Raw genomic sequence first — 17,917 nt, 5'->3', positions numbered from 1 at the left:
TCCGGCCGCAGGGTGACCCTTCATCGGCCTCCGTGGCGTTCCCCGTGGGTATCCCCGCGGCCACCTGCGACGCCGTAGCGACCTCACTCGGCCCCGACCCCAGGGTGCGGGCGAGGACGGTCCGCCCGCACCGGGTCTCCGGCGTATCGGGTTGGTGACACGACTGCCGTTATCGCACGCCGCATGGGAATGTAGGTTCGATGACGGTTCTCCGGGATACCCGGGGACTGTTCAGCGCCCTCCTAAGGACGATCGTGACTGCGAGTTCCCCCACACCGCACCGTAGGCTGATCGCGACAGGAAGCGCGATCACGGCCGTGGGCGCGTTGACGCTCGCCGGAGCGCTTCCGGCGCTGGCCGCATCGGCCCTCTCCGACCACGTCGCCGATCGATCGGGACAGCACTTCGCCGCGGCGCGCATCGCCGCGCTCGAATGGTGCGACCAGGGCGTTATCGGCGATATCACCACCGATCGCTCCGGCGGGGACGCCACCGCCGACTGGACGAGCGACGCCGATGGGGTCGGCGCCGAGCCGCACTTCCGCGAACCGCCGGGCGGGGCCCACAGCGCGGTCACCCGCCGGGACGATGAGCTGACCGCCGCGGCGGACGTCGCGAACCTGCGCTTCGCCCCCGACTGCGCGCCCTTCGCCGAAGCGCGGGACCCGGACGAGGGCGCGGGGAGGGAGCTCCCCGACCTCCTGCGGGACGAGGACCTGGTGGTGCTGGAATCCGTCCGCACGCTCGCCGACTGGACGGTCCAGGACGGGGCGCGCGCGACCATGGAGGTCGAGGGCTTGGAAATCCTGGGCGAGCCGGTGGACCTCGCCGACGGCCCCTACCGCACCGACGTGATCGAGGAGGGCGCGCACGGCGACAGCGTCCACGTGGAGGTCACCGCCGAGAAGCATGTGGCCGAACTGTTCGACGAGCGGACCACCGCAACGACCGCCAACGCCTGGCTCACCATCCGATTCGCCGTCTCGTGGCTGGCCGAGGACGGTGAGGAGACCGCTTCCGCCGACTACCTGCTGGAGCTCGCCCAGGCCGGTGTGCACAGCGAGAAAGCCACCGGCGAGGCAACGGGGACCGGGACACCCGGCGAAGGCGACGGTGACACGGAGCCCGGCGGCGGCACTGCGGACGCGACCCCCACCCGCGGAGTGAGCGGCGGCACGCCCAAGAGCGGCGAGGCCTCGGAGCCGCCCGTCCTGACGGGGAACCCCACACCCGAACCCGACCCCCAGCCGGCGCCCCCGCCGGAGCGCGGGGCCAGCGGTACCACCCCGCCCGCGTCCCCCTCGGCGACCGACCCCGGCCCGCGCACACCGCCGCCGTCCGCGCCGTCGGCGCCGCAGCGGCGGCCGAGCTCCACTCCGTCACCGACCCAGCCCACGCCCGCGCAGCCGGTCCTCCCGGCCCCGACCCCGCCCCGCCAGCCGGGCCGCGCCGACCACCCCGGCTACCTCCCCATCACCGGCAGCGCGCTCTTCAGCCTGATCGGCAGCGGCCTGGTCGCGCTGGGCGGCGGCAGCGCCGCGATCTACCTGGGGCGGAGCCGCAAGGCCGGAATCGACGGCGACGACAGGTGAGGCGACGCCGTATCAGAGCCGCGCCCCCGCCGCGCCCACCCGCGCCCCGGGCCGACGTCGGATGAGACCGCTTCGCCGCGGGCATGACCACCCTGGGAATCTCTAATCCGATGAGAGGATGACAGAGATGTCACTCACCCTCGGCGGCGGACCGCTCGCCGCAGACGCACCGAAGACCGTGAACTATACCGTCGAGTCTCCGCGGCACTCGCTGTTCATGGAGCCGTTCCCGCGGCGGGTCCGGGCCGAGATCGGCGGGCGGACGGTGCTCGACTCCGAGCGGGGCTACCTGGTGCACGAGACTCACCTGCTGCCCGTGCTCTACGTCCCGGAGGAGGACATCCGGCAGGGCATGCTGCAGCCCAGCGATCACACCACGCACTGCCCGTACAAGGGGGACGCCACCTACCGCCACGTCAAGGTCGGCGAACGCGTCGTGGAGAACGCGGTGTGGTCCTATCCGCAGCCCAAGGACGAGGCCTACTGGCTGCGCGGCCTCGCCTCGCTGTACTGGGACGCCGCCGACGCCTGGTTCGACGAGGCCGAACGCGTCTACGGCCACCTGCCCGACCCCTATCACCGCGTCGACACCCGCCGCTCGCACACGATCGTCCGGGTGTCCGTCGGAGACCAGGTCCTCGCGCTCTCCGCCAACCCCGTCGTGCTCTCCGAGACCGGCCTGCCCAACCGCTACTATCTGCCGCCGAGCGACGTGCGCCGCGAGCTGCTGACGCCCAGCACGACCCGGACCTACTGCCCCTACAAGGGCGGGGCGTGCTACTTCAACATCCGCGTCGGCGACCGGGAGATCGCCGACGCCGCCTGGACCATCCCCCACCCGCTGCAGGAGGGCCAGGACGTGCGGGACCACTACTGCTTCCTGCACGACGAGGTCACCATCGACCTCGAAAAGGCGTGACCGGGGGCCGGGGACACTCCGCCGAACCGCCGCGGGGGACGTCTGCCCCGAGCGGGTCGGGTGCGCCGCCCCGGGGTGTGTGGACGAGCGGCGCATCCGTCTCCACAGGGCACTAGATTTGCTTGTGTGGCTGAACTTCCCGATGTCGAAACCCTGCTGGACGCCGCGGTCAGCGCCCTCGGCGGCGCCCGCCGCGACGGCCAGGTGGCCATGGCCGCCGCGGTCGACGACGCCATCGCGGCCGAGGAGCATCTGGTGGTGCAGGCCGGGACCGGTACCGGGAAGTCCCTGGCCTACCTGGTCCCCGCCCTCCACCACGCGCTGCGCACCGATTCCACCGTGGTCGTCTCCACGGCCACCATCGCCCTGCAGCGCCAGCTCATCGAACGCGATCTTCCGCGCCTGGCCGAGGCCCTGGCCCCGCTGCTCGGCCGCGAGCCCACGTTCGCCATCCTGAAGGGGCGGCGCAACTACCTGTGCCGTCAGCGCCTGCAGACCGCCGATGACGAGCCCGAGGACGCCTCCCTGTTCGACCCGCACCAGCTCTCGTCGCTGGGGCGCCAGGTCAAGCGCCTGCATGAGTGGGCCGACGAGACCATCACCGGCGACCGCGATGAGCTGGTGCCCGGTGTCAGCGACCTCGCCTGGCGGCAGGTCTCGGTGTCCGCCAACGAGTGCGTGGGCGCGTCGGCGTGCACGTTCGGCCAGGAGTGCTTCGCCGAGCAGGCGCGGGCCGACGCCGGAGGCGTCGACATCGTCGTCACCAACCACGCCATGCTCGCTATCGGTGCGATGCAGGGCTACCAGCTGCTGCCCGACCACCGGGTGCTCGTGGTCGACGAGGCCCACGAGCTCGCCGACCGCGTGACGTCCGTGGCCACCCTCGCCCTGAGCGAGCGGTCGGTGACCACCGCCGCCAAGCGTGCCGCGCGGCTCTGCGAGGAGGGGCTCACCGGTCGGCTGGCCGAGACCGGCGAGGGCTTGGGGCTGATGTTCGTCGAGGAGGAGCCCGGCCGAATCGACCACATCCCCGAGGGCCTCGCGGGGGCGGTGGCCAGTGTCCGCGACGCCGCGCACGCCTGCATGACCGCCATCCGCCCGGCCAGCGCCGAGCAGGATCCCGAGACCGCCACGGCACGCAAGCTCGCGCTGGCCGCGCTGGAGGAGGTCCACGACTCCGCGGTGGGCATCCTGGAGTCCTTCGAACCGCCGCTGCGCGACCGCCGCGACGTCGTGTGGCTGGCGAAGGGCGGCAAGCAGGCGCCCAGCCTGCACCTTGCCCCGTTGGCCGTCGGCGGCCTGCTGCGCGAGAAGCTGTGGGGCGATCGCACGGCAGTGCTGACCTCGGCCACGCTCGCGCTTGGCGGGTCCTTCGACACGTTGGCCATGCAGTGGGGCCTGGGGCGGCAGACCGTCCTTGACGCGGGGGAGCCGCGCGCCGCGGCGACCCGTGATCGCGGCACCGCTCCCACCGACGACCCGCCGACGGACACCGCTGCCGCGGGCGCGGAGAGCACGAACGCCGCTGCGGCGGAGCCGGACCACACCTCGGCGGGCGAACCCCGATGGCGGGGGCTGGACGTCGGGTCTCCCTTCGACCACGCCCGCAGCGGCATCCTGTACGTCGCCAAGCACCTGCCCCCACCGGGCCGCGATGGCCTGGCACCCAGCTACATCGATGAGATCGCCGAGCTGATCGAGGCCTCGGGCGGGCGTACGCTCGGCCTCTTCTCGTCGATGCGGGCCGCCACCCAGGCCGCGGAGGAGCTGCGGGACCGCCTCGACTTCGAGATCCTGTGCCAGGGCGACGACTCCACCGGCCAGTTGGTCAGCCGTTTCGCCGACGACGAGGAGTCCTGCCTGTTCGGCACGTTGTCCCTGTGGCAGGGGGTCGACGTCCCGGGACCGTCGCTGCAGCTCGTCATCGTCGACCGGATCCCCTTCCCGCGCCCGGACGACCCGCTGGCCTCCGCCCGCCAGCGTTCCGTGGGCGCCCATGGAGGCAACGGGTTCATGGCCGTGGCCGCCACCCACGCGGCTCTCCTGCTGGCCCAGGGCACCGGGCGGCTGCTGCGCTCGATGAACGACCGGGGCGTGGTCGCGGTGCTCGATCCCCGCCTGGCCACGGCCCGCTACGGCGGCTTCCTGCGCTCTTCACTGCCGCCCTACTGGGGCACCACCGACCCCGACGTCGCCCGCGCCGCGCTGCGTCGCCTGTCAGCGGCTCCCGTGGCGGGATGATGGCCTGTGGGCATGCTTGGCGGCCCTGTCGGCGTTTGTCGTTTCTCCCGGCGATGATCATGGCAATTCTTCCGGCAAAGCGGACAGGATCGGGACTCTCCCCATGATCATCGGCGGAGGGGCCCGCGTCGCGGAAGGCCCTTCACGCGAAGCGAGACAACCCCCGCACGCGGCGACCCCGGATCCGCCGTACCCGTTGGAGGACCCGGCGTCGCCCGGTGGGCGAAAGAGAGCCCCCACCCTCGCCTGCCGTCGCTGCTGCTTTTCACCACCGAACATCGGTCAGGTGAACGCCGACAAGGCCGCCCAGCAGACCCCGGTCTTCCGCACTCGGTCCCCCTCCGGCGTTTTTCCCTAGCGGCGCACCCGGTACCCGAAGAGGCGGACGGCGTATCCGGGGTTTTCGTCATCAGCGGGCTGGATGTACCAGCGGTCCTCGTTGTCGCCGATGGACAACTCGTTCCAGATCATGTCGATGAGCTTGAGCCGGGCGACGACCGACGACTCGGGGTCGAGCACGATGGCGTACGACCGGTCGGAGAGGCGCTGGGTGACCATTCCCACCGGCTGTCCGTCCCATATGGCGGGGACAGGGGCATGCCCGATGTCGATCCCGCACAGCCGTAGTTGCTCGACCTCTTCGTCCAGCGCCTCGGCGGCGAGGGCGTCATCGAGTTTGAGCGCGTCCTCCAGTTCGTCACGCTCGTCATCGTCGCGCAGGTAGGCATGGTCGGTCCGATATCCGCAGGACCGGCACACCCGACGGACCACGCAGCGCGCGTGGCCGTACGCGGATTGTGCTTCGCCTATGCCGTTATGCGCGCTGACCTGTTGGATCGCGCCACAATCGCAGCACAGGGCGGTGAGATCCCGCTTCATCCTTTCACTCCCCCTCCCCAGGGAGTATGCGACGTGAACCCCTTATAAGGGAACCGGTTGGCCGAAGGAGTTCTACAAACTGTCGTCATCAACGACCAAAAAACGGTGTACCGGAAATCTTTTCCCGCTTACCTCTAGAAACACGGTGGCAATGTACGGTACATTGCGCTTTTTCAGCCGTCGGGCTGGTTTCCGTTGCCGGCCTCGGCGGATGCGGCGGGGCCGTGGGTACTGGTCTTTTCCGCCGGTTCCTCGGTCTCCTCGACGGCGTCGAGCAGGGGGTGCTCGGCGACCTCGTAGCGCTTGATGTAGACACCGAGGAACGCCTGCAGGCTCGCTCCGACCGGCAGCGCCAGCAGGGCGCCCGGGGCGCCGAGTATGGCGGCGCCCGCGATGACCGCCCCGAACGCGACCGCGGGATGCATGTCCAGGGTGCGCGCGGTGATCCGCGGCTGCAGCAGGTAGTTCTCGAACTGCTGGTAGAGCGTGATGACCACGAGCAGCCACAGGGCGGGGAAGGGGCCCTGCAACAGGGCGACCAGGACCGGCAGGGCACCGCCGATGAAGGTGCCGACAGTCGGGATGAACTGGGAGATGACGCCGATCCACAGGGCCAGGGCGAACGCGTAGGGGATGTCCAGGACCAGCAGCGCGACATAGTGCGCCGCCGTCGATATCAGCGCCAGCAGTGCGCGGGAGTAGATGTACCCGCCGGTCTTGCTGATGGCGATCTCCCAGGCGCGCAGCACCTCGCTCTGGGTCCGGGGCGGCAGCACCGAGCAGAGGGTGCGGCGGAACTTCGGGCCGTCGGTGGTCAGGTAGAAGGTGAACAGCGCGATCGCCATGCCGTTGAACACCAGCGTCAGCACCGTGGTGCCGGCCGCCAGTGCGTTCTCGGCCGCGCTGCTGGCGTAGCGCTCCAGGGTTCCGCTGAGGTCGGAGATCTCGTCCAGGAGCAACACCGGGTCGAACGACGTGTTGAACGTGGCGTTGACCCAGCGCAGGAGCGCCCTGCTCATCGCGGGGAGCTGGTTGACGAAGTCCAGCACCTGCCCGATCAGCATGGAGCCCAGGACACTGACGAACAGCAGGAAGACGCCGAAGGCGCCCAGTAGGACCGCGGACGTGGCCAGTCCCCGAGGCCAGCCGCGCTGATGGAGCCAGTTGACCGCGGGTTCCAGGGCCAGTGCGAGGAACAACGAGATCAGCAGCAGGATCAGCAGGCCGCGAAGCTGGAGCAGCATCCATCCGGCCACGCCGAAGACGATCACGGTCCAGAGGGCGAGGACCATGGCCCGGGGCAGCCACGTGGGCATGCCGTTACTGCGTGGGGCGCTCATGTGGCGCGACGACTTCCTTATCGGGGGCGGTTCTCGTGACCGGCGGCGGGCCACGGGGAATCCGGGGGGTCAGTCGTCCAGGGACAGGCCGCGCTTGTTGCGCGCGGTCCACTCGCGCATGCGCTTGGGATAGCCCACGACCTGAACGTCGTAGACAGGGGCGGCGAGGTTGCGGGCGACCCGACGGATGACATCGGGGGAACCGACCCGGCGGCGGGTCCACTCGCCGTCGGTGGCCACCGCGACCGCTGTGGTGCTGGTGGCGAAGGTTTCGGGCTCGACGTAGAACTCCACGCCCACGCGGCTCTTAGCGAAGTCGATGAGTGCCTTCACATCGGAATCCTCTGCGGCGCGGTCAAAACGGGCGTTGCTCTGCCGCTTGGCCTTGCGGAGTCCGAACCGGTCCAGCCATCCCATGTGCGCCGTGCTCCCCTCCCGTGTCGCCGTGCCCGATGCCTCCCGGCCTCGGTCCGCCCGAGTCTATCCGCTCCCCCTGTCGAAAAGACGGGCGCGACCGTCCTCGGCGTTGGCGTGGCAGGAGGAGCTGGGGCGTCTCAGACGCCGGTGCGTACCGGAGGCAGGGCCAGCGCCGCGCCCGCCGGATAGCTCAGCGCCGCATCGGGCAGCGTGCTCGGTCGGCCGCTGGCCAGTACGCTCACGGTGCCAGTGCGGGCAGCATCCGGCGTGGGGGCGACGCCCAGACGGCGCAGGGTCTGCGCGGCGACGGCGTCGGCCGCGCTGAACAGCTCGGCGCGGTGCCCCAGCGCCGCGGAGATCTCGTCCTCGACGAGGTCGTAGTGGGTGCAGCCGAGGACGACAGCGGCGACGTCGGCGGGGGTGCGTTCGGCGGCGTAGCCCACGGCGTCGGCGACGGCGGCCGGGTCCGCGCTCTCCACCGCCTCGGCGAGCCCGACACAGGCCACGGGGGTGACGGTGTGTCCGGCGGCGAAGCGCGCGACGAGGTCGGCCTGGTAGTGGCTGCGCGTGGTGGCGACGGTGGACCAGACCGCGATGGGACCGCCGTGCTCGGTGGCCGGTTTGATCGGCGGGACGGTGCCGATAACCGGGACGTCCGGCTCGAATTCCGCGCGCAGCGCGTCGAGGCCGTGGACGGAAGCGGTGTTGCAGGGCACCACGATCGCGTCGGGACGGGCGTCAGCGGTGGCCCGCGCTCCGGCCAGCGCCCGCCCGATCACGTCGTCGGGGCGCCGCGGCCCCCACGGCATGTGGTCGGGGTCCATGGACAGGATCAGGTCGGCGTCGGGCCGGGCCGCGCGCAGCGCGGCGGCGGTGGACAGCATGCCGATGCCGGAGTCGACGAGGGTGAGGGTGATGCGCACGTCAGCCGATCATAGGCGGTCCCCGCGGTAGGCCGGAAAAAATGTCATGGATGCGCTGTGGTGTCCGCGACAGAATGAGGTGGGGAACCACGCCGTTCCGTGTTCTCCGCTCACGTATAGGCAACGAACCGCAGTTTCGGCTGTGAGAAGGGAGACATGAGGCGGTGGGGGCGGAACAATACCGGGCGTGCTGTCGCTACCGATGGGTAGGCGTAGGCTGACGGACGGCTTACGCCCTTTCGGTGTCCAAGCTGTGCTGAACAGGGGCGCGAATAGCGTCTGAAGCGGGTGAATAGAGCGGGTGAACGTGATTCGTCAGCCTACGCAACGAGATTTCGCCGATCACGTCGAAGCCGTCCAGCGGCTGCGGCGCGACTACGCGGCCCTGCCCCCCGGGGCGCCGGTGAGGTTGGCCAAGCCGACCTCCAACCTCTTCCGCTTCCGTGACCCCTCGGCCACCCAACCGCTCGACGTGAGTGCCTTCTCCTCGGTGATCTCCGTCGACCCGGTCGAGCGTGTGGCCGAGGTCGGCGGGATGACGACCTATGAGGACCTGGTCGCCGCCACCCTTCCGCACGGACTGATGCCGCTGGTGGTGCCGCAGCTGCGCACCATCACCCTGGGCGGCGCGGTCACCGGGATGGGCATCGAGGCCTCGTCCTTCCGCAACGGGCTCCCCCACGAGTCGGTGCAGGAGATCGAGATCCTCACCGGCGCGGGCGACACCGTGGTGGCCCGGCGCGACAACGAGTACCGGGACCTGTTCCACGGCTTTCCCAACTCCTACGGCACGCTGGGCTACTCGCTGCGGCTGCGTATCGAGCTGGAGCCGGTCAAGCCCTATGTCCACCTGCGCCACCTGCGCTTCGGCGACGCGAAGGAGGCCATGGACGCCTTCGCGCGCATCTGCGCCGACGCTGAGTACGAGGGCGAGCAGGTGGACTTCATCGACGGTGTCGCCTTCGGTCCCGGCGAGCTCTACCTGACCCTGGCCGCGTTCGTCGACAGCGCCCCTTGGGCCAGCGACTACACCGGCCATGACATCTACTACCAGTCCATCCCGCGCTACGCCGGGCCGGGCCCGGGCGACTACCTCACCATCCACGACTACCTGTGGCGGTGGGACACCGACTGGTTCTGGTGCTCCCGCGCGTTCGGCGTCCAGAACCCGACCGTGCGCCGCTTCTGGCCGCGCTCCCTGAAGCGCTCCGACGTCTACCGCAGGCTGGTCGCGCTGGACCGGCGCACGGACTTCAGCCGCCTGCTCGCCCGCTACACGGGCAAGCGGCAGTCGGAGCCGCTGATCCAGGACATCGAGGTCGGCGTGGAGCGCGGCGCCGAGTTCCTCGACTTCTTCCACGCCGAGATCGGCATGACCCCGGTCTGGATGTGCCCGTTGCGGTTGCGCGAGCGGGCCGCGCCGGCCGAGGGCGAGCCGCACGTGTGGCCGCTGTACCCGCTTGAGCAGGACCGCCTCTACATCAACTTCGGTTTCTGGGGCATGGTCGAGATGAAACCGGGGCAGCGGCGCGCCCACCACAACCGGCTGGTGGAGGAGGAGGTCGCACGGCTCGACGGCCACAAGTCCCTGTACTCCGACGCCTTCTATACCGAGGAGGAGTTCTGGCGGCAGTACAACGGCGACGCGTACCAGCGCTTGAAGCGGGCCTACGACCCCGATGGGCGGCTTCTGGGGCTTTATGAGAAGTGTGTCGGCAATAAGTGAATCGCCGACCGGTTGCGGGGGACTGGTCCGGCACTGAGGTGATGAAGGGAAAGAGCATGCGGCTTGCGGAGATCTTCGAACGCGTGGTTGGCGCTAACGCGCCCGTTCGGTTCCGCGCCTATGACGGCAGCACAGCGGGGGACCCGGACAGCGATGTCACCATCGTCGTCCGCACCCCGGTGGCATTGAACTACCTGGCCCAGTCGCCGGGGGCCATGGGCCTGACCCGGGCCTATGTGGGCGGCCACCTCGACCTTGAGGGCGACATGTACACCGCCCTGAAGCGCATGTGGGATCTGGCCATCGGGGATGGCATTCGCATCTCCCCACTGGAGATGGTCAAGATCGCCAAGGACATCGGGTGGGTGAAGTTCGTCAACCGCGTTCCCCCGCCGCCGCAGGAGATGACGCGCAAGCGCCTGTTCGGCCGGGGTCTGCGGCACTCCAAGGACCGCGACGCCGAGGTGATCCAGCACCACTACGACGTCTCCAACGCGTTCTACGAGCTGGTGCTCGGCCCGTCGATGACCTACACCTGCGCCGTCTTCGCCACCCCCGAGACCTCCCTGGAGCAGGCCCAGTTCGACAAGTACGACCTGGTCGCCAAGAAGCTGGACCTCCAGCCCGGCATGCGGCTGCTGGACGTGGGCTGCGGCTGGGGCGGCATGGTCCGCCACGCCGCCCGCGAGTACGGCGTCAAGGCGCTGGGCGTCACCCTGTCCAAGGAGCAGGCGGAGTGGGCGAGCAAGAAGATCGCCCAGGAGGGCCTGTCCGACCTGGCCGAGGTCCGGCACATGGACTACCGGGACGTGCCCGACGGCATCTATGACCGGATCAGTTCCATCGGCCTGACCGAGCACATCGGCCACAAGAACATCGACTCCTACTTCGCCGGCCTGTACGCCAAGCTCAAGCCGGGCGGCCGCCTGCTTAACCACTGCATCACCCGGCCGCGCAACGACCTGCCCCCGATGTTCCCCGGCGGTGTCATCAACCGCTACGTCTTCCCCGACGGCGAGCTGGAGGGGCCGGGCGTCCTGCAGACGTCGATGAACGACGCGGGCTTCGAGATCCGGCACCAGGAGAACCTCCGCGAGCACTACGCGCTGACGCTGCGGCGCTGGTGCGACAACCTGGAGGCCAACTGGGACGCTGCCGTCGCCCAGGTCGGAGAGGGCACCGCGCGGGTGTGGCGGCTCTACATGGCCGGCTGCATCCTCGGCTTCGAGCGCAACGTGGTGCAGCTGCACCAGATCCTCGGCGTCAAGCTCGACGGCACCGACGCGCACATGCCGCTGCGGCCCGACTTCACCTGACGTTCCACCACCGAAGTCACCGTCCCTCCGTCGATATCGCCGAGATCAACGGAGGGACGGGGTGGGAACGGGCATCGCGCCTGAACCGTGGCGATCAACGCCCTCGACGCGGGCATGATGGAGACATGCCTGAAACAGAAGACGCAGACAACGCCGACCGCGTCAAGCAGATCGCCGTCACCCTCGTCGACGCCTATGTGCGCAAGGACCGCGACGGACTGGAGAGCGCGGTGGCCGCGATCGGTGGCGACGTCGCCGAGGTCACCTCCGACCTGAAGGTCTTCGCCACCTTCCTCACGCGCCGGGTGCAGGAGACCGGGGTGGTGTGGAAGCCGGCGGACGCGCGCGAGGCCGTGGCCTCGGCGGTGGCCGACGTGCTCGACCCGGAGATCGAGTTCGCCGTGGTCACCGTGTGGGAGGCCTATTCTCTGGGCGAGGAGGAGGCGGCCGAGCGCTTCTCCAACGGCGATCCGGTGATCTACGTGCACATGCTCGCCGCCTTCTGCGCGGCCATCGGCCAGGCCGTGTACAAGCCGGCCGAGCTCATCTCGACGCTACGCATCGCGTGCGGCTTGGCGGAGTGACCCTGAGACGCACTGAAACGACGAAAAAGCGGGCATAAGGGGCGCCTTGCTTGACATAGGTAACTGATATGTAAAGAGTGTGGGGGTGAGCCAGCGCACTCCGTACCTCGGCCGTCCCGCCCCTTCGGGACGGCGGGAGTGAGGGAAAGGACACCCCCCCATGACTCCGGTGACCAGACCTGCCCCCCTCGACGACATCGACCTCTCCGACATGGAGTTCTGGAGCCGTCCCAGCTCGGAGCGCCACGCCGCCTTCGCCCGGCTGCGCGCCCAGCCCGCCCCGGTCTTCTTCACCGAACCCGACCTCGGCCCGGTCCCCAGCGGACCCGGCTACTACGCGCTCGTCCGGCACGCCGACGTGGTCGAAGCCAGCAGGAACCCGCAGGTATTCGCCTCAGAGCCGAGCGCGGTCTCCATCCCCGACATGCCCGAGGGCTTCGGCGAGTTCTTCGGATCGATGATCAACCTCGACGACCCCCGGCACGCGCGGCTGCGCCGCATCGTCTCGCGCGGCTTCACCCCCCGCATGCTCGCCCGGCTGGAGGACGGCGTCCAGCGCCAGGCCGAGCGCATCGTCGCCGAACTGGAGGAGACCGGCCCCTGCGACTTCGTCGCCCACGCCGCCGCTCGCCTCCCACTCGTGGTCATCTGCGAGATGATGGGCATCCCCGAGAGCCACCACCGGATGGTGTTCGAGAACTCCAACATCGTGCTCGCGGGACACGACCGCGACTACCTCGGCGACGACATCGACACCGCACTGGGGCGGCTCCTCACCGCCGGATCCGATCTGGCCGGGCTGCTCAGCGAACTCGCCGCCGAACGCCGCGCCCACCCCACCAACGACCTCACCTCGGCACTGGTTAACGCCAACATCGACGGCGAATCACTGACCGACGCCGAACTCGGCTCCTTCTTCATCCTGCTGGCCGTCGCCGGGAACGAGACCACCCGCAACGCCATCAGCCACGGCCTCAAACTCCTCACCCTCCACCCCGACCAGCGCGACCTGTGGTGGTCGGACTTCGAGGCGCACGCCGCCACCGCGGTCGAGGAGATCATCCGGCACGCCTCACCCGTGGTGTGGATGCGCCGCACCGTCGCCCGCGACCACGAAATGAACGGCCACCACTACCGTGCCGGTGACAAGGCGGTGCTCTACTACGCCTCGGCCAACCGCGACGAGACCGTCTTCGACGAGCCCGACCGCTTCGACATCACCCGCACCCCCAACCCGCACGTCGGGTTCGGCGGCCCCGGCCCCCACTTCTGTCTCGGCGCGCACCTCGCCCGGCGGGAAGTCACCGTCATGTTCCGCGAGCTGCACCGGCGCCTTCCCGCCATCCACTCCACCGGCAAGCCGCAGCGGCTGGTCTCGAACTTCGTCAACGGCATCAAGTCCATGCCGTGTTCGTTCTGACCCTTCCCCACGGCCGCCGGGTACGGTGTTCACCTGCCGCCCGGCGGCAGGTCGAGGGGGACCGCGATCGGCCAGTGGACCTTCTTCACAGCCGAGTGGATTTTGCGTAGGTTTCTTACCACCCCGCGGGGGACCCTGAATGGACGGGAGATCTCCGATGGCACCAACACATGCCCGGTCCGTCGCCGCGCTCGGCACCGCACTGGCCCTGCTCGCCACCGGCTGCGGAGGCGGCGGGGGAGGCAGCGCCGCGGACGGCGGGACCCTCGACGTCTGGATCATGGAGGGTACTAACCCCGACGCAAGCGAGTACTTCGCCGATGTGGCCAAGCAGTTCCGCCAACAGACCGGGGCGGACGTCAACGTCGAGTACGTGCAGTGGGCCGACGCCCACGACAAGTTCGTCACCGCCATTGCCGGGCGCAGCCTGCCCGACGTCGCCGAGGTCGGAACGACCTGGACCCCGGAGTTCGCCGCCTCCGGCGCGCTCATCGACATCAGCGACCGGGTCGGTGACACCGCAGCCTACTCCGAGGGTCTTGTCGAGGCCGGAACCGTCGACGGGAAGCTCTACGGCCTGCCCTGGTACGCGGGGGTGCGCTCGATCATCTATCGCACCGACATCTTCGACGAACTCGGCCTGGAGGAGCCCACCACCTGGGCCCAGCTCCGGGAGACCGCGCTGACAATCGCCGGCGAGAAAGACGACATCACCGCCTTCCCGGTGGCGGGCGACGCCTACTACCACGCCCTCCCGTTCATCTGGGGCGCCGGCGGCGAGATCGCCGTGCAGGGTCCCGACGGGACGTGGACCTCACCCCTCGACGGCGAAGAAGCACGCGAAGGCCTGTCCTTCTACACCGACCTCGCCCTGAAGGACAAGGTCTCCAGCACCGGCGCCAGCACCTGGCGTGAGACCGACGTCCTGGACAACTTCACCGACGGCAACGTCGCCATGGCCGTCTCCGGCAGCTGGACCCCCGCCGCCATCATCGAGGCTAACCCCGAACTCAAGGGCAAGATCGGCGTCTTCCCCATCCCCGGCCCCGACGGCAGCTTCAGCCCCTCCTTCGTCGGCGGCTCGCACCTGGCCATGATGTCCGGAACCGAGGACGAGGACCTCGCCTGGTCCTACATGGAGCTCCTCACCAACGACGAGAACGCGGCGCTGTGGTCGGAGCAGAGCACCTACTTCCCCGGCAAGACCGAGCAGCTCGCCCCCTTCACCGAATCGCAGGACCCCCTCGTCGCGCCCTTCGCTGTGCAGATGCGCGACGCCGGCAAGGGCCTCCCGGCCTCACAGAACTTCGGCAAGGTCGAAGGCGACAGTGTCATCCCCCGGATGATCCAGTCCATCCTCAACGACAAGGCCTCCCTGGACGACGCCACCGCCAAGGCCGCAGAGGAGATCGAGACGACCCTCAACGAAGGCGCCTGACACGTGAGCGCCGCCGTCGGTACCCGGCCCACCGCCGAGCGGGACGACCCTCCGCCGCCCCGCCCCCGCGCCAGGACACCGGTGCGGTCGGTGCGCCGGTGGCTGCCCTGGGGGCTGCTGGCCCCCGGGCTCCTGGTCATCGGCGGACTGCTGCTGTTCCCGCTCGGCCGCGTGGTGTGGCTGTCCTTCCAGCACTACGAGCTGAAGAACATCTACACCGGCGAGACCAACTACAACTGGGGCGCCAACTACCTCGACCTGCTCTCCGAGCCTTACCTGTGGCAGGTCGTGCTGCCCAACACGGTGGTGTTCGCCGTGTTCGCGGTCGGCGGCACGGTGGCCGTGGGCACGCTCGTCGCGCTGCTGCTGCGCTCCCTGGGGCCGGTCGCCCGGACCATCGTCATCAGCTGCGTCATGGTCGCCTGGGCGATGCCGGCCGTCACCGGCACCTACGTCTGGATCTGGATCTTCGACGTCGACCGCGGCGTCGTGCGCAACGCCCTGACCGCCCTCGGGCTCCTCGGTCCCGACGGGTTCAACTGGTTCGCCGACCGGCTGTGGTTCTACGCGATCGTCGTCCTCAACGTCATCCACCACGGCTTCCCGTTCGTGGCCGTCACCGTGCTCGCCGGTCTGCTCACCATCCCGCGCGAGCTGTATGAGGCGGCGCTGATCGACGGCGCCGGTGCCTGGCAACGGTTCTGGTACGTGACCGTGCCGACCATCCGCCCGGTGTTCGCCGTCGTCACGATCCTCTCCACGATCTGGGACTTCAAGGTGTTCGCGCAGGTCTATCTGATGCCGGGCGGTTCCGGGGGCAACCAGGAGGTGTTCAACCTGGGCGTGTGGTCCTACATTCGCTCCTTCAGCCACCAGAGCTACGGCATGGGCTCGGCGATCGCCGTGATGCTGACCCTGCTCCTGCTCGCGATCACCATCGTCTACCTGCGTGCCCTGTTCCGAGAGGACGAACTGCGATGAGCCGCCTGGCCGAGCGCGCTGACGGGAAGCCGAGCGGCGCCCGCGCCGTACCGGACACGCCACGAAACCCCACCGCCCAAACCCGGCCCCGTCCCCGTCGCGCGGGCGGCTCCACGCGAGCCGCCGGACGCGCGGCGGGGATCACCGCCGTCCTCGCCTTCACCCTCTTCCCCGCCTACTTCATGCTGGTCAGCGGGGTATCGGAGCGCGCCGTCTCCGGCACCGACGCACTCGTCCCCCAGACCCTCTCCCTGGACAACTTCACCTACGTGCTGACCGAGGCCGGGTTCCTCACCTACCTGCGCAACTCACTGCTCGTCGCGCTCATCACGGTCGTGGGCAGCAGCCTCCTGGCACTGTTCGCGGCCACCGCTGTGGCGCGCTTCCGCTTCCGACTGCGCACCAGCGTTCTGGTCATGGTGCTCATCGTGCAGATGGTCCCGCTGGAGGCTCTGGTGATCCCGCTCTTCCTCCAAGCCAGCGACCTGGGAATGCTCAACTCGCTGATCGGTCTGAGCATCGTCTACATCGCGATGTCCCTGCCGTTCGCCATCTGGATGCTGCGCGGGTTCGTCGCCGCCGTCCCCATCGAGGTCGAGGAAGCCGCCTACATCGACGGCGCCTCCTGGCCCCGGATGTTCTGGTCGGTGCTGTTCCCCCTGGTCGCCCCGGGGCTGGTGGCCACCGGCGTCTTCTCCTTCATCGTCGCTTGGAACGAGTTCATCCTCGCGCTGACGTTCCTCCAGGACGGTGAGAAGTTCACCGTCGCGGTCGGCCTGCGCCAGTTCTTCCAGCAGCACACCACCGACTGGGGAGCGCTGATGGCCGCCTCCACGATCATCACCGTCCCGGTCATGGTGTTCTTCCTGATCGTGCAGCGCGGACTGGTCTCCGGACTCGTCCAGGGAGCGGTGAAGGGGTGACGGCGGTGGCGGGATCCGACGGCGAGAGACACGGTGACCGGCGCCTGGTCCGGATGGTCCACACGGTCCTGATGCCCGGCTTCACCGGAACCTCGGTACCGCCGTGGCTGGCCCGCGCGATCGAGGACGGCCTCGCCTCCGTCCTGTACTTCACCCCGAACCTCGCCGACGCCCCCGCTCGCCTGTCGGCCGAGCTGCACGAGCTGCGCCCGGACCTGCTGTGCGCCAGCGACGAGGAGGGCGGCACCGTCTCCCGGTTGCACGCCGCCAACGGTTCGCCCTACCCGGGGCACGGGGAACTCGGCGCCGCTGGCGACACCGCGCACACCCGCGATGTCGCCGAGGCCATGGGGCGCGAACTGCGCTCGGTCGGTATCGGTGCCGCGCTCGCGCCCGTCATGGACGTCAACGTCGACCCCGCCAACCCCGTGATCGGGGTGCGCTCCTTCGGTGCCGACCCCGACACAGTCGCCCGGCACGGGACGGCGTTCATCGCGGGACTGCACGCGGCCGGGGTGGCGGCCGCGGCCAAGCACTTCCCCGGACACGGCGACACGCGCGTCGACTCCCACGTCGACCTCCCGGTCATCGACATCGACCTCGCGACGCTGCGACGTCGGGAGCTGCCTCCCTTCGCCGCGGCGATCTCGGCGGGCGTCGACATGGTGATGGTCGGCCACATCGGCATCCCGGTCCTGGACGGCACGGTCCCGGCCAGCGTGTCGCCGCGCGTCTACGCGCTGCTCCGCGCGGAACTGGGGTTCACCAGCGTGGCGTTGACCGACGCGCTGGACATGCGCGGGCTCACCGCCTTCACCGGGGCCGGGGAAATGCGGGAGCACCTGGCCCGGGGCTCCGTGGCCGCGCTGGCGGCCGGTGCCGATCTGCTCTGCCTGGGCAATCCGTCCACGGCCGGAGCGGGCGACGAGGAGATGTTCGCGGCCGCGCGCGACGGCCTGCTGGAGGCGGTCCGCGGCGGCGCCGTCTCCCGAGCGCGGCTCGCGGATGCGGCCGATCGCGTGGAACGGCTGGTCGCGCGGGTACGCGGCTCGGGATGAAGGCTGTGCGCACCCCTCCGTTGATCTCGGCGATATCGACCGAATTCCGGCGGGCCGCGTCAAGTGGTGAGTGCAACCATGGCTCACGCCACCGGGTCGGGAGCGATCAGCTCGGCCAGACGCTGGGCCGGGGTATCCCACCCCAGCGTCTGGCGCGGCC

15 protein-coding genes are annotated in these 17,917 nt (G+C 69.8%); 11 read left to right on the top strand and 4 right to left on the bottom strand.

The window, feature by feature from the left end:
* The first annotated feature begins 254 nt into the window (after positions 1-254).
* From ABD259_RS19145 to ABD259_RS19135, 3 genes are all read left to right on the top strand, one after another.
* Positions 255-1,592, top strand: coding sequence for a hypothetical protein (locus ABD259_RS19145; protein ID WP_344102537.1), 1,338 nt, complete (start codon positions 255-257; stop codon positions 1,590-1,592).
* Between the two features lie 127 nt (positions 1,593-1,719).
* Positions 1,720-2,511 carry a DUF427 domain-containing protein gene (locus ABD259_RS19140; RefSeq protein WP_344164320.1) on the top strand — a complete coding sequence of 264 codons (792 nt, stop codon included), beginning with the start codon at positions 1,720-1,722 and terminating at the stop codon, positions 2,509-2,511.
* A gap of 126 nt (positions 2,512-2,637) precedes the next feature.
* The gene (locus ABD259_RS19135; protein ID WP_344164317.1) at positions 2,638-4,752 is read left to right on the top strand and encodes an ATP-dependent DNA helicase; all 2,115 of its coding nucleotides are present in this window, start codon (positions 2,638-2,640) and stop codon (positions 4,750-4,752) included.
* Between the two features lie 354 nt (positions 4,753-5,106).
* Here ABD259_RS19135 and ABD259_RS19130 read toward each other — a convergent pair whose 3' ends face one another.
* The 4 genes from ABD259_RS19130 to ABD259_RS19115 all read right to left on the bottom strand — a co-directional run bounded on the left by ABD259_RS19130 (position 5,107) and on the right by ABD259_RS19115 (position 8,305).
* Positions 5,107-5,631, bottom strand: a complete 525-nt coding sequence (locus tag ABD259_RS19130) for a DUF6315 family protein (protein WP_344102532.1) — start codon at positions 5,629-5,631, stop codon at positions 5,107-5,109.
* 173 nt (positions 5,632-5,804) lie between these two features.
* Entirely contained in the window at positions 5,805-6,971 is a 1,167-nt protein-coding gene (locus ABD259_RS19125; RefSeq protein WP_344102530.1) for an AI-2E family transporter, read from the bottom strand.
* 69 nt (positions 6,972-7,040) lie between these two features.
* Positions 7,041-7,388, bottom strand: a complete 348-nt coding sequence (locus ABD259_RS19120; RefSeq protein ID WP_344102528.1) for a hypothetical protein — start codon at positions 7,386-7,388, stop codon at positions 7,041-7,043.
* Between the two features lie 137 nt (positions 7,389-7,525).
* Positions 7,526-8,305 carry a glutamate racemase gene (locus tag ABD259_RS19115; protein ID WP_344164413.1) on the bottom strand — a complete coding sequence of 260 codons (780 nt, stop codon included), beginning with the start codon at positions 8,303-8,305 and terminating at the stop codon, positions 7,526-7,528.
* Between the two features lie 307 nt (positions 8,306-8,612).
* Here ABD259_RS19115 and ABD259_RS19110 point away from each other — a divergent pair, with 307 nt between their 5' ends.
* The 8 genes from ABD259_RS19110 to ABD259_RS19075 all read left to right on the top strand — a co-directional run bounded on the left by ABD259_RS19110 (position 8,613) and on the right by ABD259_RS19075 (position 17,757).
* Positions 8,613-10,037: an FAD-binding oxidoreductase gene (locus ABD259_RS19110; RefSeq protein WP_344102526.1), complete on the top strand. Its 1,425-nt coding sequence runs from the start codon at positions 8,613-8,615 to the stop codon at positions 10,035-10,037.
* Between the two features lie 56 nt (positions 10,038-10,093).
* A complete protein-coding gene (locus ABD259_RS19105) occupies positions 10,094-11,353 on the top strand; it encodes a class I SAM-dependent methyltransferase (RefSeq protein ID WP_344102524.1) in 1,260 nt (419 codons plus the stop codon).
* 125 nt (positions 11,354-11,478) lie between these two features.
* Complete coding sequence (locus ABD259_RS19100; RefSeq protein ID WP_344164314.1) at positions 11,479-11,937, top strand: hypothetical protein; 459 nt, start codon at positions 11,479-11,481, stop codon at positions 11,935-11,937.
* Positions 11,938-12,097: 160 nt separating this feature from the next.
* Positions 12,098-13,357, top strand: a complete 1,260-nt coding sequence (locus ABD259_RS19095; protein WP_344102520.1) for a cytochrome P450 — start codon at positions 12,098-12,100, stop codon at positions 13,355-13,357.
* Between the two features lie 157 nt (positions 13,358-13,514).
* On the top strand, positions 13,515-14,795 hold the full coding sequence (locus ABD259_RS19090) for a sugar ABC transporter substrate-binding protein (protein WP_344102518.1): 1,281 nt from the start codon (positions 13,515-13,517) through the stop codon (positions 14,793-14,795).
* 3 nt (positions 14,796-14,798) lie between these two features.
* On the top strand, positions 14,799-15,776 hold the full coding sequence (locus ABD259_RS19085) for a carbohydrate ABC transporter permease (RefSeq protein ID WP_412759370.1): 978 nt from the start codon (positions 14,799-14,801) through the stop codon (positions 15,774-15,776).
* Entirely contained in the window at positions 15,773-16,699 is a 927-nt protein-coding gene (locus tag ABD259_RS19080; protein ID WP_344164311.1) for a carbohydrate ABC transporter permease, read from the top strand. Before ABD259_RS19085 ends, ABD259_RS19080 begins: the two co-directional genes overlap by 4 nt.
* A 5-nt stretch (positions 16,700-16,704) precedes the next feature.
* On the top strand, positions 16,705-17,757 hold the full coding sequence (locus ABD259_RS19075; protein ID WP_344164308.1) for a glycoside hydrolase family 3 N-terminal domain-containing protein: 1,053 nt from the start codon (positions 16,705-16,707) through the stop codon (positions 17,755-17,757).
* Positions 17,758-17,917 lie beyond the last annotated feature (160 nt).

Origin of the sequence: Nocardiopsis rhodophaea (assembly GCF_039530945.1) — a bacterium.
Classification (GTDB): Bacteria; Actinomycetota; Actinomycetes; order Streptosporangiales; family Streptosporangiaceae; genus Nocardiopsis_C; species Nocardiopsis_C rhodophaea.
The sequence above is the reverse complement of the archived record's forward strand: the minus strand, read 5'-3'. Positions and strand labels throughout refer to the sequence as shown.